Here is a 12,611-nt window from a genome sequence, read left to right as displayed (position 1 = left end):
GACTAGCTGCGCCTATTTGTACTTGTCTTTGCCCTTGGGCAGCACAGCCGTCATCGGCGGCGTGGGTCGATCGGAGCCACCGGGTTTGGGCAGCGAGCTGTCTTTTTTGGGTTTCTTCGTCATTTTTTCGTTGCGCTGTTCTTTTGCCATGCCAGGCTCCCTAGTTGCAGCCCGACATGGGCCTTAAGGGGCCGAATGGTAGGCCGAAAAATCGCAGAAAAAACGCTTGCGGGCAGAAACTCTTCGCAAGCCGATCCGTTGCCCATCAGCGGCCCAGCACGTCGCAGCAGCAGCCGATTCAGAAAGCCTCTTCGGCCAGCGCGGCGCAGGTCATGTCGCGGCCATTGACCACATTCAGCCAGGCACCAGTTTTAGGCAACTCATAGTGGAAAAAATACTGCGCAGCGCCCATTCGGCCTGCGTTGGCAGCTATCGATAGGGTAGCGTCCTTGTTCCACACCGTATGCGCCACGTCCAGCCAGATCCAGGCCAGCACCGTATGGCCAAAGGCCTGCATATAAGGCACGGCATTGGCGAGCGCCTGCGTGGGCTCGCCGCCCGCCCAGGCGGCCTGGGTGGCCTCACCCACCTGCTGCAGCGCGCCGGTGAGCTGCTGCGCAAAAGCTGCCAGTTCCGGCACGCCAGACGCCTTCCTGGCCGTGGCCGCCATGCGCGCAGCCAGCAGTTGCAGGCCTTTGCCGTTCTCCATCAGCACCTTGCGCCCCAGCAGGTCGGCCGCCTGAATGCCGTGCGTGCCCTCGTGAATCATGTTCAGGCGGTTGTCGCGCCAGTACTGCTCCACGGGGAAGTCGCGCGTGTAGCCGTAGCCGCCGTGGATCTGAATCGCCAGCGAATTGGCCTCCAGGCAGAACTCGCTGGGCCAGCTCTTGGCAATCGGCGTGAGCACCTCCAGCAGCAGGCGCGCCTCGTCGGCGGCTTCGGGTTGGCCGGTGTGCTGCTCGTCCACCAGACGGGCGCAGTAGAGGTTCAGCGCCAATGCGCCTTCGCAGTAGCTCTTTTGCGCGAGCAGCATGCGGCGCACGTCGGCGTGCTCGATGATGCGCACCTGCGGCTGGGCCGCATCCTTGCCTGCCGGCCCGACCAGCCGGCCCTGGGGCCGGTTCTTGGCGTAGTCGAGGCTGGCGTAGTAGCCCGCCAGGCCGAGCATGGTGGCCGCCATGCCGATGCCGATCCGCGCCTCGTTCATCATGTGGAACATGCACGCCAGCCCCTTGCCCGGCTGGCCCACCAGGTAACCGACAGCGCCCGCGCGGCCGTCCACCGGGTATTTGCCTTCGCCAAAATTAAGCAAGGTGTTGGTGGTGCCACGCCAGCCCAGCTTGTGGTTCAGCCCGGCCAGCGCCACGTCGTTGCGCACGCCGGTGAGCTGGCCCTGCGTATCCACCAGCTTCTTGGGCACGATGAACAGCGAGATACCGCGTGTGCCCGCCACCAGCTTGCCGTCCGGCCCCGGAATCTTGGCGAGCACCAGGTGGACGATGTTCTCCGACAGTTCATGCTCGCCCGACGAAATCCACATCTTGTTGCCGGTAAGCCGGTAGCGCGCGCCCAGCGGGTCTTGCTCCCAAGGCACCGAGCCGTCGGCGGCTACCGAAGGGGCCTCGTCAGGGATGGCGCGGGTGGCCACATCGCTCAAGCTGGAACCCGCTTGCGGCTCCGACAAACACATGGTCCCCGAGAAGCGCCCCGAGAACTCGTTGAGTGCAAACACCTGCTTCTGCAAATCCGTGCCGTGCACCATGAGCAGGTTGGCATTGCCCGTGCTGAGCAGGTTGGAGCTGATGCTGATAGACGCCACGGCAAAGAAGGCATTGGCCGCAGCATCCACCGTATAGGGCAGTTGCATGCCGCCAATGTCGTAATCCTGCGCGGCGCTGAGCATGCCGGACGCCGCGTAGGCATCGTAGGCATCCTTCGTCGCCTGCGGCAGGATGACGCGCTCGCCATCGAATTGCGGCTCTTGCTGGTCCACCGTGCGGTTGAACGGCGCGTACTTCTCGCGCGCAATGCGCTCGCAGGTGTCGAGTACAGCGTCAAAGGTCTCGCGCGAATGGTCAGCAAAGCGCTCGCGCGCGTTGAGCGACTCGGCCTGGAGCCAGTCGTAGAGCAGGAAATCGAGAGTGGTGCGTAGGGTCGTCATGGGGAAAATTATGGGCGGTGGCGGCTTGGAAGCTATGTCCGCTGGGCGACGCTGGGCAGGCATGCGGTCGGCGAACCTGGTACAGGCTGCGCCATCTGCACGCGCTTGCTTCGGGGAAGACTGGTGCGGGCGGCCACTAGCACAAGACACCTCCGCACAAGGTTGCCGGTTCCGCGTCTTTTGGCCCTATAGGATCTCGCTTGACCTCACAGCGGCAATGCCAGCGGTGAAATAATCGCATCCGTGCGGAGAATCTTCTCGGTATCCAAGGTTATAGTAAAACGCTGACAAATCCACTCATGCACGTGGTGCAGTCGGCGGGTGGAACGCAGAACAGGCGCACCGAGTTTCATGGCATTTTTGCTTGAATTTTTGCAGAATGAAACAACGGCAAGCCAAGACAGCAATCCGATTTCAGGAAAAAATCCATGTTCAGAATATTGCGCATCGTCCCGCTTATTTTGCAAGTTCTGCGGAATATATCGCGTTAAGCGCGGAGCATCGCATGAGCGCCATCGTCAGAAATTCCACTATCCTGCTCTGCATACTCAGTATGGCCTCCGGAGTCTTCGCTGGGGTACTGCTGTCCTTACTTGAAATTCATATCCCAGGTCAAACCGAGCTCCGCTGGACTCTGATAGCCGGACTGCCAATTCTTCTCTCGATGTCGTTCCATCGGCTCAATCAGCAGCCCGCCAACACCGTGCTGGCCACAGCGCTGCAGTTAGTCGGTCAAGCTTGCACTTTTTCTTGCTCCTTATTCATGGGCCGTTCGCCATTCGCAATAAGGCGATCTCTAACAACGCAGCGGCCCCACTGAAGCGGGTCACTAATTTCCATCGTTTGCCATTGCCATGGCATCACGTTTTTACTACTGGAGGATGAATGAAAGCACGAGCATTATTTTTAGCCGCACTGTTGGCGTGCGGAGTCGCATCTGCTGACGAGGCCACTCGGCAAGACAAAATCGCAAAAATCATCGAAGCTCAAGGGCTGACTCAGCTTATCCAGCAGCAATTGGACCAGTCGAAGGAATCCGCTAGTGAAATGGGTAAAGATATTGCGAAGAAATTGCTTTCTGAGAGTGGCGTAGCGGACGGAAAGCAAAATCCAAAGGTGGAGCAAATTCTTCGCCGCTACATGGAACGATGTGCAGCCATGTTCTCCTCCAAGGAGCTCGTAGAGATTTGGGCAACCTTCTATGGCAAGAGCCTGTCAGATTCTGAGCTTGACCAAGTTTTGGCGTACTACCAATCGCCCGTCGGAAGGAAGGATGTACTCGCCACTCAGGTTGCAATGACAGGTTTTGGTCAAACAATGAACACTCTGGGACAGGAGCGTATGAACGCTTCCATTGGCGAACTGATGTCAGAGTTAAAGACCGCCTCTGCGAAATGAAAATGGCTAACTGTGCAGCCCATGCGGACAAGTAATATCAGGTTTCCGCTTCGCGGCGCGTATCGACTGTCGGTAGCCTCGGACCTTGGTGCCTTCGGAAATCCAGGGCAGCGCGGTCGCTGTGGCCTCTCCCACGCCGCACAACTGCATCAGGCGCTTTGCCTCGATGCTTTGGCGCGCCATCAACGCAATGTACCGGTCGTACTGCGCAATGCGTTCGTCCAGATGCCCGATGCATCTACCCCGTGAACAGCAAAGACGTTCTTGGCGAGATCGATTCCAATAGTGACAATGGCAGACATGGATTTCCCCTTCCACAAAACGAGTGAGTTGATGAGACGTTGCACTTCCCATCGTGGCATTTTGATGCCGTACCCCGCAACTACGCGGATCACTCAGGACGGGGAAGTCCCTTTCATTCGTTAGCTGTCATGCCTGAACGTTTCATTCGATTTGGTGTCACCAACCATGCGGGCGCACGGTCTTCCACTTGGAAATGCTGGTCTCAGGTCGGGAGTGGAAAGACGGACGTCTATGTGACCTGCCGTGCGCTGGGCGGAGTTCTGAAATTGAGCATGCATGAGAGTGGACGGTGGCATATTGCTTTCGACAGCTCGCAGTTTCCCGGTCTGTTTAACGACCATATGCGGCCCGAGAATCGTTTTGTGACAAGAATGAATCGACCGTTGCCTCTTGTGCAAGGGGTGACCCTGGCCTGCCGGGTGGAGATTCCTTCGTACGGAGTTTCTATTCCTGCTCCCAAGTTAGAAAAAAGTGTCGTTTGGGTCTCTGCTCCAGAACCAGGTGAATCAATTGAGTTCGCGGTGATGTTCACCGAACCATCTGTTCACGTCACCGACTGGCCGACTAAGCGCAGCATGGGAACTGACCTAGCTGGAACGTTCAAACTCGACAATGGTTCACGAGTGTGGGCCGTGCATCGTCGAATTGCAACAGCGGAACCTCGCCTCCCGAGTTCGCCCACTCCCCGCTATTTCAAAGGCATAGGGAAGGAAAATCTCCAAACGGACGGCCTCAGGGCCGTAACGTGGTTCACTGCTCCCGATGACTCCGTCTGTTTCTTCGAGGGACCGGTACTCATTAACCCGAGAGGAGGCGCCTGCCAAAGCTAACTTGCCAATCGACACACGAGTCTTATTGGCGGACCTTCGCACGCCTACTTTCCGCTGATCATTTCTGCGTTAAACCCCATGAAATCCAGCCGCGTCACTTCCCCAGTGCTTCGGGTTGGGCTCATGTTGATGTGCGCCCTTTGGACCGTCAGCGGCTGGTATTTTGTCGCGACGCGGAGCGTTTCGACAAAGCCGATTCGCTCTACGGTGGTAACGACGGTCAATGGGCCAGGCGCTGTTTTTGCCGGGGCAATCTTCGTCGTCTTGGGCCTGGTGGCACTGGCGATATTGCTTCAGGGCAAAGTCGCCAAGAGGACGACCCAGTTCTGGCTCGTGGGCTTGCTGTTCGCGATTCCTGCTGCCGTGGTGTTTGTCCGGTGAACGACTCTTCCGCATCGGCTGCCGTCCAGCGCTGTCAGCTCTGGGTGAATGCTGTTTTGTGGGTGCCGACAAATCAAAGGCCCTGGCGAGGGTCTTGACAGCAGTCCATCAAAATTATCAGTGTTTTTGGCCTCTAGCGCACGTCCATCAAGCGCAGGCAGCTATCAAAACAAAAGCATGCATCCTGCGTAAACTGTCAAGTCTTCGCGGGGCGTTGAGGTTCAGTCCGTCGTCCGACGTTTTCCACACAACAAACATGGCTGCGGCAGCCATGCCGCCGCCGATGCAATCGGTCACACGGACGCGCTTGCCGCCCCGTCAATCGTTGGGAACCACGGTGTCACAGGACTATTGCTTGACACCAGTATCCATTTAGATACAGTTCAGGCATGTTCACGGTTCGGCAGACAGCAGAATTTCAAGACTGGCTTGATGGGCTGAAGGACATCAAGGCGCAACTGCGTATCGTCGCCAGGTTGCGTCTGGCCGAAGCGGGCCATCTTGGCGACTGGAAGCCCGTCGGTAACGAGGTCTCGGAGATGCGGATTGCGTTGGGTCCAGGCTATCGCCTGTACTTCACGAAACGCCAGAGCATCCTCATCGTCATGCTTGCTGGCGGAGACAAATCAAGCCAGGCAAGAGACATCAAGCGGGCACAGAAAATTTTGCAACTATTGGAGCTTGAATGATGAGCACTTCCAAGACCAAACCCAAGCTGCTGGCGTTCGATGCGGCTCGTTACCTCACCGATGATGCGGCCATTGCCGAGTACATGACCGCAGTGTTGGAAACCGAAAACACGGATCTTCTTCTGCTTGCACTCAGCGACGTTGCGCGCGCCAAAGGCATGGCGCAAGTTGCCAAAGATGCCGGGCTCGGCCGGGAGAGCCTGTACAAGGCCCTCGCACCGGGGGCAAAGCCGCGCCTTGACACCATTCTCAAGGTGGCTCGTGCGCTGGGTGTCAAGTTCACTGCGCATCCTGCATGAACCCGCAGTAGGCAGAAAAACAAGTATTTTTTGCCTCTAGCGCCCGTCCAGCAAGCGCGACCAGCTATCAAAACAAAAGCAAACGCCCCGCGCAAACCATTCGGCCTGCGCGGGGCGTTCTGTCTCTATCTGTCTTCAGCGCTTACAGCACCTCAAACACCCCCGCAGCGCCCATGCCGCCACCAATGCACATGGTGACGCAAACCCGTTTCGCACCACGGCGCTTGCCTTCGATGAGGGCGTGGCCAGTGAGGCGCTGGCCGGTCATGCCAAAGGGGTGGCCGACGGCGATGGCGCCGCCGTTGACGTTGAGCCGGTCGGCAGGAATGCCCAGCTTGTCGCGGCAGTAGATCACCTGCACGGCGAAGGCTTCGTTCAGCTCCCACAGGTCGATGTCGTTGATGGTGAGGCCCAGGCGCTTCAAGACCTTGGGGATGGCGAACACGGGGCCGATGCCCATTTCATCGGGCTCGCAGCCGGCCACGGCAAAGCCGAGGAAGCGGCCCAGGGGCTTGAGGCCCTTCTGCTCGGCCAGCTTTTCGTGCATGACCACGGTGGCGCCCGCGCCGTCAGACAGCTGGCTGGCGTTGCCGGCCGAGATCAAACCGCCGGGCAAGGCCGAGCGCAGGTCCTTGATTCCGTCGTAGGTGGTGCCGGCGCGGATGCCTTCGTCGTCGCTCACAGTGACTTGTTTGGTCGTCAGGCCCATGACCTTGTCGGCGACGCCCATGGTGACAGTGATGGGGGCGATTTCGTCCTTGAACAAGCCTTTTTCCAGCGCCGCGCTGGCCTTTTGCTGGCTGCAGGCACCGTACTCGTCCATGGCCTGGCGGGAGATGTTGTAGCGCTTGGCCACTTGCTCGGCGGTTTGCAGCATGGACCAGTAGATCTCGGGCTTGTTCTTCATGAGCCAGGGGTCTTGCAGCATGTGCATGTTCATCTCTTGCGCGGTGCAGGAGATGACTTCGACGCCACCGGCCACGTACACATCGCCTTCGTTGGCCATGATGCGCTGGGCGGCAGTGGCAATGGTTTGCAGACCGGATGAGCAGAAGCGGTTGATGGTCATGCCCGATACCGTGACGGGGCAGCCGGCGCGCAGGGCAATCTGGCGGGCGATGTTGGCGCCGGTGGCGCCTTCGGGCGTGCCGCAGCCCATGATGACGTCGTCCACCTCGGCGGCGTCAATGCCGGCGCGCTGGATGGCGTGCTCGACCACATGGCCGCCCATGGTGGCGCCGTGGGTCATGTTGAAAGCGCCCTTCCAGGCCTTGGTCAGGGGGGTGCGGGCGGTAGAAACGATTACGGCGGAAGTCATGGTGAATCCTTAAAAGTTATGCACATTCAGGGCGCGGGTGCCTTGGCACCTTCGCTCAACAAGCGGTGGTAGAAGCGGATGGCTTCGGCGTAGTTGTTGATGGACAGGCGCTCGTTGGTGCCGTGGAAGCGCTTGAGGTCTTCGGCATTGGCGCGCACCGGCGAGAACTTGAAGACGTGGTCGCTCAGCTCTTCGTAGTGGACCGAATCCGTGGCCGCCACCATCAAGCCCGGCGCCACCAAAGTGCCGGGGAAGATTTCGCGGATGGTCTTGTTCACCAGGCGGTACTGGCCGGAATCGGTCGGCGCCACTTTGGACGCCTCTTTCGCTCCGGGCAGCGTGGTGACTGCCACCTTGCCCTCGCCCACTGCGTTGGCCAACTCGGACGTCACATGCTCCAGCACGCCGGCCTGGGTGTCGCCCGGCAGGATGCGGAAGTTCACGGTGGCATCGGCGCGGCCGGGCAGCACGTTTTCCTTGTTGCCTGCATTCACGATGGTCAGCGCCGTGGTGGTGCGAAGCATGGCGTTGGTGCTGGCGGCGCCTTCAAGCTGCTTTTGCACGACGGGCCCAAACAACCACAGGTTCGACAATGCAACGCGCGAAAAGCCGCTCATTTCCGGGGCAATGGTGTCGAACATTTCACCGCCGACACCGCGAATGCCCGCCGGCAGTTGCTTGTCTTCGAGCTGCTTCAAGGCCGTGCTCATCATGGCAATCGCGCTGGTACCGTGCTTGGGCGGCATGGACGAATGCCCCGGCGTGGCAGAAACCGACAGCGCCACAGACATGTAGCCTTTTTCGGCCACACCAATCAAGGCCGCCGGTTGGGACAGGCCCGGCAAGATGCCATCGAGAATCAACAGCCCTTCGTCAATGACGAAATCCAGCTGCACGCCGCGCTGCTTGAGTAGGGCCGCCATGGCCGCAGCGCCGCGCAGACCGCTCACTTCCTCATCAGCGCCATAGGCCAGGTAGACCGTGCGCTCGGGCTGAAATCCGCTGGCAACCAGCATTTCCACGGCTTCGAGTTGCGACATCAGGTTGCCCTTGTCGTCCCACGAGCCCCGGCCCCAGATGAAGCCGTCCTTTACCTCACCGCTGAACGGCGGCACGGCCCAGTCGCCTTCGGTGCCAGGGGCTATTGGCACGACGTCCTGGTGCGCCAACAGCAAGATGGGCTTGAGCTCGGGCTTGCTGCCGGGCCAGGTGTAGAGCAGGCTCAGGTCGGCTACCAACTCACGCTTGAGGGCGGCATGCGTTTTCGGGAAACGTTGCTGCAGCAAGGTATGGAACTGCAGGAACTGGTCGGCATTGAGCGTTGCGTCTTCACGCGACGAGATGGTGGAGAGCCGCACCGCCTCGCCGAGGCGCTGGGCCGCGCCCTGCTCGTCCACCGGCAGCACGGCCAACGGCGGCACATCCAGCTGGCGCGAGCCCTTGCGCAGTGTGTTGACGGCCACGGCCACCACCAGCACCACGACAAGCCCCAGCAGGGCCAGGAAGATCTTCTTGATCACGGCGCGTAACCCCGCGATCAGCTGAAGGTCTTGCCTTCGGCTGCCAGTTTGGCCAGCAGCGGCGCGGGTTGCCAGAATGCCTGGTCGTCCCGGGGGTTCTGCGCAAAACGGTTCATCGCCTGCACTAGGTTGAACAAGCCCTGCTCGCCCGCATAGTGCATCGGGCCGCCGCGGTAGATCGGGAAGCCATAGCCGGTGAGGTAGACCATGTCGATGTCGCCGGACTTGCTGGCGATGCCGTCTTCGAGGATGTGCGCGCCTTCGTTCACCAGCGCGTAGACCAGACGCTGGACGATTTCTTCGTCGGAAATCTTGCGCGGCGTGATGCCGAGTTCCTTGCGGTGGTCTTCGATCATCTTGTTGACCAAGTCGCTCGGAATGGCGTCGCGCTTGCCCGCCTGGTAGTCGTACCAGCCGGCGCCCGTCTTCTGGCCGTAGCGGCCCAGCTCACACAGCTTGTCGGCGGTACGGCTGTACTTCATGTCGGGGCGCTCCAGCGCGCGGCGCTTGCGGATCGCCCAGCCAATGTCGTTGCCGGCCAGGTCGCCCATGCGGAACGGCCCCATGGCCATGCCGAACTTTTCCAGCGCCTTGTCGACTTGCTGGGGCGTCGCGCCTTCGTCCAGCAGGAAGCCGGCTTGCTGGCTGTAGCGCTCGATCATGCGGTTGCCGATGAAACCGTCGCAGACACCGGAAACAACCGCCGTCTTCTTGATCTTCTTGGCCAGCGCCATCACCGTGGCAAGCACATCCTTGGCCGTTTCCTTGCCGCGCACCACTTCCAGCAGGCGCATCACGTTGGCCGGGCTGAAGAAGTGCATGCCGACCACGTCCTGCGGGCGCTTGGTAAACGAGGCGATCTTGTCCACGTCCAGCGTGGAGGTGTTGGACGCCAGGATGGCGCCCTGTTTGCACACAGCGTCGAGCTGCTTGAAGACCGCTTCCTTGACGCCGATTTCTTCGAACACGGCTTCGATCACCAAATCCGCGTCCTTCAGGTCGGCATAGTCGAGCGTGGTGCTGAGCAGGGCCATGCGCTGCTCGTACTTGTCTTGCTTGAGCTTGCCCTTTTTGACCTGGGCTTCGTAGTTCTTCTTGATGGTGGCCAGGCCGCGGTCGAGCGCCTCCTGCTTCATCTCCAGCATCTTCACGGGAATGCCGGCGTTCAGGAAGTTCATGGCAATGCCGCCGCCCATGGTGCCGGCGCCGATCACGCCGACGCTCTTGATGTCGCGCTTGGGCGTGTCCGAGGGCACGTCAGGGATCTTGCTCGCCGCGCGCTCGGCCATGAACAAATGGCGCAGCGCCCGCGACTCGGGCGTCCACATCAAATTGATGAACAGCTCGCGTTCGACCGACATGCCGTCGGCAAACTTGCGCTTGGTAGCGGCCTCGACCGCGTCCACGCACTTGGCGGGTGCCGGGTAGTTTTTGGACATGCCCTTAACCATGTTGCGCGCGAACTGGAAGTAGGCGTCGCCCTGAGGGTGCTTGCAGGGCAAGTTGCGTACCAGCGGCAGCGGACGCGTGTCGGCCACCGAGCGGGCAAAGGCCAGGGCTTCTTCGGGCAAGGCTTCGGCGGAGGCCGCCATCTTGTCGAACAGCTTCTGGCCGGGGATGAAACCAATGAGTTCGCTCTTGACGGTCTCGCCGCTGACGATCATGTTGAGCGCAGGTTCCACGCCGACAACACGTGGCAGGCGCTGCGTACCGCCCGCACCGGGCAGCAGGCCCAGCTTTACTTCGGGCAGCGCCACGCTGCAGCCTGGCGCAGCCAGCCGATAGTGGCAGCCCAGGGCCAACTCCAAGCCACCGCCCATGCACACCGAATGAATGGCAGCGACCACTGGCTTGGGGGAGTTTTCAATCGCGGCAATCACCGAATGCAGGTTGGGCTCCTGCATCGACTTGTCGGTGCCGAATTCCTTGATGTCCGCACCGCCTGAGAAGGCGCCGCCGGCACCGGTAATCACGATGGACTTGACGGCTGCATCCTGCTGGGCGCGGTTCAGGCCGTCGACGATGCCCTGGCGGGTGGCCAGACCCAGGCCGTTGACGGGCGGATTGGCCAATGTGATCACTGCGACATCGCCGTGGACCTGGTATTGAGCGCTCATGGTTGTTGTTCCTTGCAAAGATTAGAAAAAGAACGATCGTGCGTTTTTATTGTAGGCTGTTCGCGCAGCATTGCTACCGGTTCTTGTCTCAGTCGGGACAAAGGCGCGCACGTTCAAACCTCAAGCCATTCCTTGCGCACGCTGTTGTTGGCGCGCAGGCTGTCGGGCGTTCCATCAAAAACGATGCTGCCGTGCCCCATCACCAGGGCGCGGTCGGACACCGTCATGGCAATGGTGAGCTTTTGTTCAATCAACAGCACAGAAATGCCCTTGCTCTTGAGCGTGGTGAGAAAGGCGCCGACCTGCTCGACAATTTTGGGTGCCAAGCCTTCCGTGGGTTCGTCAATCATGATGAGGTCAGGGTCCCCCATCAGCGTGCGGCACAGCGTGAGCATCTGCTGCTCGCCGCCAGACATCAAACCCGCCTCGATGTGCTGGCGCTCCTTGAGGCGCGGGAACATGGCATACATGTCATCGAAGCTCCAGCGGCTGCCCTTGCCCTTGCCTTTTTGTCCGAGAAGAAGGTTCTGGTGCACCGTAAGACTGGGAAACACATCACGGCTCTCAGGCACGTAGCCAATGCCCAGGTGTGCGATCTCGTACGCCTTGCGGTTCTTGAGCGGCTGGCCTTTCCATTCCATGCTGCCTTCCCAGGTCACCAGGTTCATGATGGCCTTGGCCGTGGTGGAGCGCCCCGAGCCATTGCGGCCCAGCAGCGCCACGATCTCGCCCTCACCGATGTCGAGGTTGACGCCGTGCAGCACGTGGCTTTTGCCATAGTAGGCATGCAGATTGCGAATATGCAGCATGTCAGTGTCCTTGCGCCTGGGCGTCGGCCACGGCGGAACCCAGGTAGGCTTCCTGCACGCGCTCGTTGGCACGCACCGCGTCGGGTGTGTCAAAAGCCAGCACCTCGCCATAGACCACCACGGCAATGCGGTCTGCCAGGCCAAATACCACGCCCATGTCGTGCTCAACGGTCAGCAGGGTTCGGCCTTCGGTCACTTCCTTGATGAGCGCGATGAAACGCGTGGTCTCGCTCACGCTCATCCCGGCCGTGGGTTCGTCAAGCAGGATCACACTGGCGCCGCCGGCAATGGTGATGCCGATCTCGAGTGCGCGTTGCTCGGCGTAGGTCAGGTTGATGGCCAGCACGTCGCGCTTCTTGTCGAGCTTGATCATCTCCATGAGCTGCTGCGCCCTCTCGTTGGCATCGTCCAGGCGCGAGAGAAAGCGCAAGAAGGTGTAGCGGTAGCCCATGCTCCAGAGCACACCACAGCGCAGGTTTTCAAAAACGCTGAGCTTGGGGAAGATGTTGGTGATCTGAAAGCTGCGCGAGAGCCCCATACGGTTGATTTCAAACGGCTTCTTGCCCTCTATGCGCGCGCCATGAAGCAGCACCTCGCCGCTGGTGGGCGCAAAGCGCCCGCTGATCAGATTGAAAAGCGTGGACTTGCCGGCCCCATTGGGGCCGATGATGGCCACGCGCTCACCTGCGCGTACTGCAAGATCGACTCCGCGAATGATTTCCGTCTTGCCGAAACTCTTGCGCAGCGCGCGCAATTCGAGCGCGTATTTTGCGTTTTCCGCCATGG

14 protein-coding genes and 1 pseudogene are annotated in these 12,611 nt (G+C 60.3%); 6 read left to right on the top strand and 9 right to left on the bottom strand.

All coding sequences use genetic code 11. The features are described from left to right. Nucleotides 1–12 precede the first annotated feature (12 nt). The 3 genes from C6571_RS19755 to C6571_RS19750 all read right to left on the bottom strand — a co-directional run bounded on the left by C6571_RS19755 (nt 13) and on the right by C6571_RS19750 (nt 2,514). Entirely contained in the window at nt 13–150 is a 138-nt protein-coding gene (locus tag C6571_RS19755; RefSeq protein ID WP_170094779.1) for a hypothetical protein, read from the bottom strand. Nucleotides 151–298: 148 nt separating this feature from the next. Continuing rightward, entirely contained in the window at nt 299–2,161 is a 1,863-nt protein-coding gene (locus C6571_RS16410) for an acyl-CoA dehydrogenase (protein WP_106447638.1), read from the bottom strand. A 206-nt stretch (nt 2,162–2,367) separates the two neighbouring features. Beyond that, nucleotides 2,368–2,514 carry a hypothetical protein gene (locus C6571_RS19750; protein ID WP_170094777.1) on the bottom strand — a complete coding sequence of 49 codons (147 nt, stop codon included), beginning with the start codon at nt 2,512–2,514 and terminating at the stop codon, nt 2,368–2,370. A 26-nt stretch (nt 2,515–2,540) separates the two neighbouring features. Between C6571_RS19750 and C6571_RS19575 the strand changes: the two genes are divergently transcribed. Together C6571_RS19575 and C6571_RS16405 are read left to right on the top strand one after the other, a co-directional pair. Continuing rightward, nucleotides 2,541–2,981 carry a hypothetical protein gene (locus tag C6571_RS19575; RefSeq protein WP_146139358.1) on the top strand — a complete coding sequence of 147 codons (441 nt, stop codon included), beginning with the start codon at nt 2,541–2,543 and terminating at the stop codon, nt 2,979–2,981. A gap of 65 nt (nt 2,982–3,046) precedes the next feature. After that, nucleotides 3,047–3,559 (top strand): DUF2059 domain-containing protein, encoded by a 513-nt coding sequence (locus tag C6571_RS16405; RefSeq protein ID WP_106447637.1) that lies wholly within the window; start codon nt 3,047–3,049, stop codon nt 3,557–3,559. A gap of 108 nt (nt 3,560–3,667) precedes the next feature. On the opposite strand, the pseudogene C6571_RS20020 reads toward C6571_RS16405, so the two are convergent. Continuing rightward, nucleotides 3,668–3,793 (bottom strand): annotated as a pseudogene (locus C6571_RS20020) (IS110 family transposase); the annotation flags it as partial. A 197-nt stretch (nt 3,794–3,990) separates the two neighbouring features. Between C6571_RS20020 and C6571_RS19570 the strand changes: the two are divergent. From C6571_RS19570 to C6571_RS16390, 4 genes are all read left to right on the top strand, one after another. Continuing rightward, the gene (locus C6571_RS19570) at nt 3,991–4,692 is read left to right on the top strand and encodes a hypothetical protein (protein WP_146139357.1); all 702 of its coding nucleotides are present in this window, start codon (nt 3,991–3,993) and stop codon (nt 4,690–4,692) included. A 78-nt stretch (nt 4,693–4,770) separates the two neighbouring features. Next, complete coding sequence (locus C6571_RS16400; protein ID WP_106447636.1) at nt 4,771–5,073, top strand: hypothetical protein; 303 nt, start codon at nt 4,771–4,773, stop codon at nt 5,071–5,073. Nucleotides 5,074–5,462: 389 nt separating this feature from the next. Next, nucleotides 5,463–5,762, top strand: a complete 300-nt coding sequence (locus C6571_RS16395; protein WP_106447635.1) for a type II toxin-antitoxin system RelE/ParE family toxin — start codon at nt 5,463–5,465, stop codon at nt 5,760–5,762. Next, nucleotides 5,762–6,061, top strand: a complete 300-nt coding sequence (locus C6571_RS16390) for an addiction module antidote protein (RefSeq protein WP_106447634.1) — start codon at nt 5,762–5,764, stop codon at nt 6,059–6,061. The genes C6571_RS16395 and C6571_RS16390 overlap by 1 nt, the downstream gene beginning before the upstream one ends. 142 nt (nt 6,062–6,203) lie before the next feature. Here C6571_RS16390 and C6571_RS16385 read toward each other — a convergent pair whose 3' ends face one another. The 5 genes from C6571_RS16385 to C6571_RS16365 form a co-directional block, all read right to left on the bottom strand. Next, the gene (locus C6571_RS16385; RefSeq protein ID WP_106447633.1) at nt 6,204–7,379 is read right to left on the bottom strand and encodes an acetyl-CoA C-acyltransferase; all 1,176 of its coding nucleotides are present in this window, start codon (nt 7,377–7,379) and stop codon (nt 6,204–6,206) included. A 26-nt stretch (nt 7,380–7,405) separates the two neighbouring features. Then, a complete protein-coding gene (locus C6571_RS16380; protein WP_211300662.1) occupies nt 7,406–8,899 on the bottom strand; it encodes a M20 family peptidase in 1,494 nt (497 codons plus the stop codon). A gap of 17 nt (nt 8,900–8,916) precedes the next feature. Next, the gene (locus tag C6571_RS16375; protein WP_106447631.1) at nt 8,917–11,016 is read right to left on the bottom strand and encodes a 3-hydroxyacyl-CoA dehydrogenase NAD-binding domain-containing protein; all 2,100 of its coding nucleotides are present in this window, start codon (nt 11,014–11,016) and stop codon (nt 8,917–8,919) included. 113 nt (nt 11,017–11,129) lie between these two features. Further along, nucleotides 11,130–11,825 (bottom strand): ABC transporter ATP-binding protein, encoded by a 696-nt coding sequence (locus C6571_RS16370; protein ID WP_106447630.1) that lies wholly within the window; start codon nt 11,823–11,825, stop codon nt 11,130–11,132. Between the two features lies 1 nt (nt 11,826). Further along, nucleotides 11,827–12,609 carry an ABC transporter ATP-binding protein gene (locus C6571_RS16365; protein ID WP_106447629.1) on the bottom strand — a complete coding sequence of 261 codons (783 nt, stop codon included), beginning with the start codon at nt 12,607–12,609 and terminating at the stop codon, nt 11,827–11,829. Between the last annotated feature and the right edge of the window lie 2 nt (nt 12,610–12,611).

It is taken from the genome of Simplicispira suum (assembly GCF_003008595.1).
GTDB classification, from domain to species: Bacteria; Pseudomonadota; Gammaproteobacteria; order Burkholderiales; family Burkholderiaceae_C; genus Simplicispira; species Simplicispira suum.
This window is presented reverse-complemented; position numbering and strand designations above follow the sequence as displayed.

Bases quoted from the DNA above. Each gene is read 5' to 3' on its own strand.
- C6571_RS16405 (WP_106447637.1), top strand. From the start codon at position 3,047: ATGAAAGCACGAGCATTATTTTTAGCCGCACTGTTGGCGTGCGGAGTC.
- C6571_RS16365 (WP_106447629.1), bottom strand. From the start codon at position 12,609: ATGGCGGAAAACGCAAAATACGCGCTCGAATTGCGCGCGCTGCGCAAG.
- C6571_RS16385 (WP_106447633.1), bottom strand. From the start codon at position 7,379: ATGACTTCCGCCGTAATCGTTTCTACCGCCCGCACCCCCCTGACCAAG.
- C6571_RS16375 (WP_106447631.1), bottom strand. From the start codon at position 11,016: ATGAGCGCTCAATACCAGGTCCACGGCGATGTCGCAGTGATCACATTG.
- C6571_RS16400 (WP_106447636.1), top strand. From the start codon at position 4,771: ATGAAATCCAGCCGCGTCACTTCCCCAGTGCTTCGGGTTGGGCTCATG.
- C6571_RS16370 (WP_106447630.1), bottom strand. From the start codon at position 11,825: ATGCTGCATATTCGCAATCTGCATGCCTACTATGGCAAAAGCCACGTG.
- C6571_RS19575 (WP_146139358.1), top strand. From the start codon at position 2,541: ATGAAACAACGGCAAGCCAAGACAGCAATCCGATTTCAGGAAAAAATC.
- C6571_RS19750 (WP_170094777.1), bottom strand. From the start codon at position 2,514: ATGAAACTCGGTGCGCCTGTTCTGCGTTCCACCCGCCGACTGCACCAC.
- C6571_RS16410 (WP_106447638.1), bottom strand. From the start codon at position 2,161: ATGACGACCCTACGCACCACTCTCGATTTCCTGCTCTACGACTGGCTC.
- C6571_RS19755 (WP_170094779.1), bottom strand. From the start codon at position 150: ATGGCAAAAGAACAGCGCAACGAAAAAATGACGAAGAAACCCAAAAAA.
- C6571_RS16395 (WP_106447635.1), top strand. From the start codon at position 5,463: ATGTTCACGGTTCGGCAGACAGCAGAATTTCAAGACTGGCTTGATGGG.
- C6571_RS19570 (WP_146139357.1), top strand. From the start codon at position 3,991: ATGCCTGAACGTTTCATTCGATTTGGTGTCACCAACCATGCGGGCGCA.
- C6571_RS16390 (WP_106447634.1), top strand. From the start codon at position 5,762: ATGAGCACTTCCAAGACCAAACCCAAGCTGCTGGCGTTCGATGCGGCT.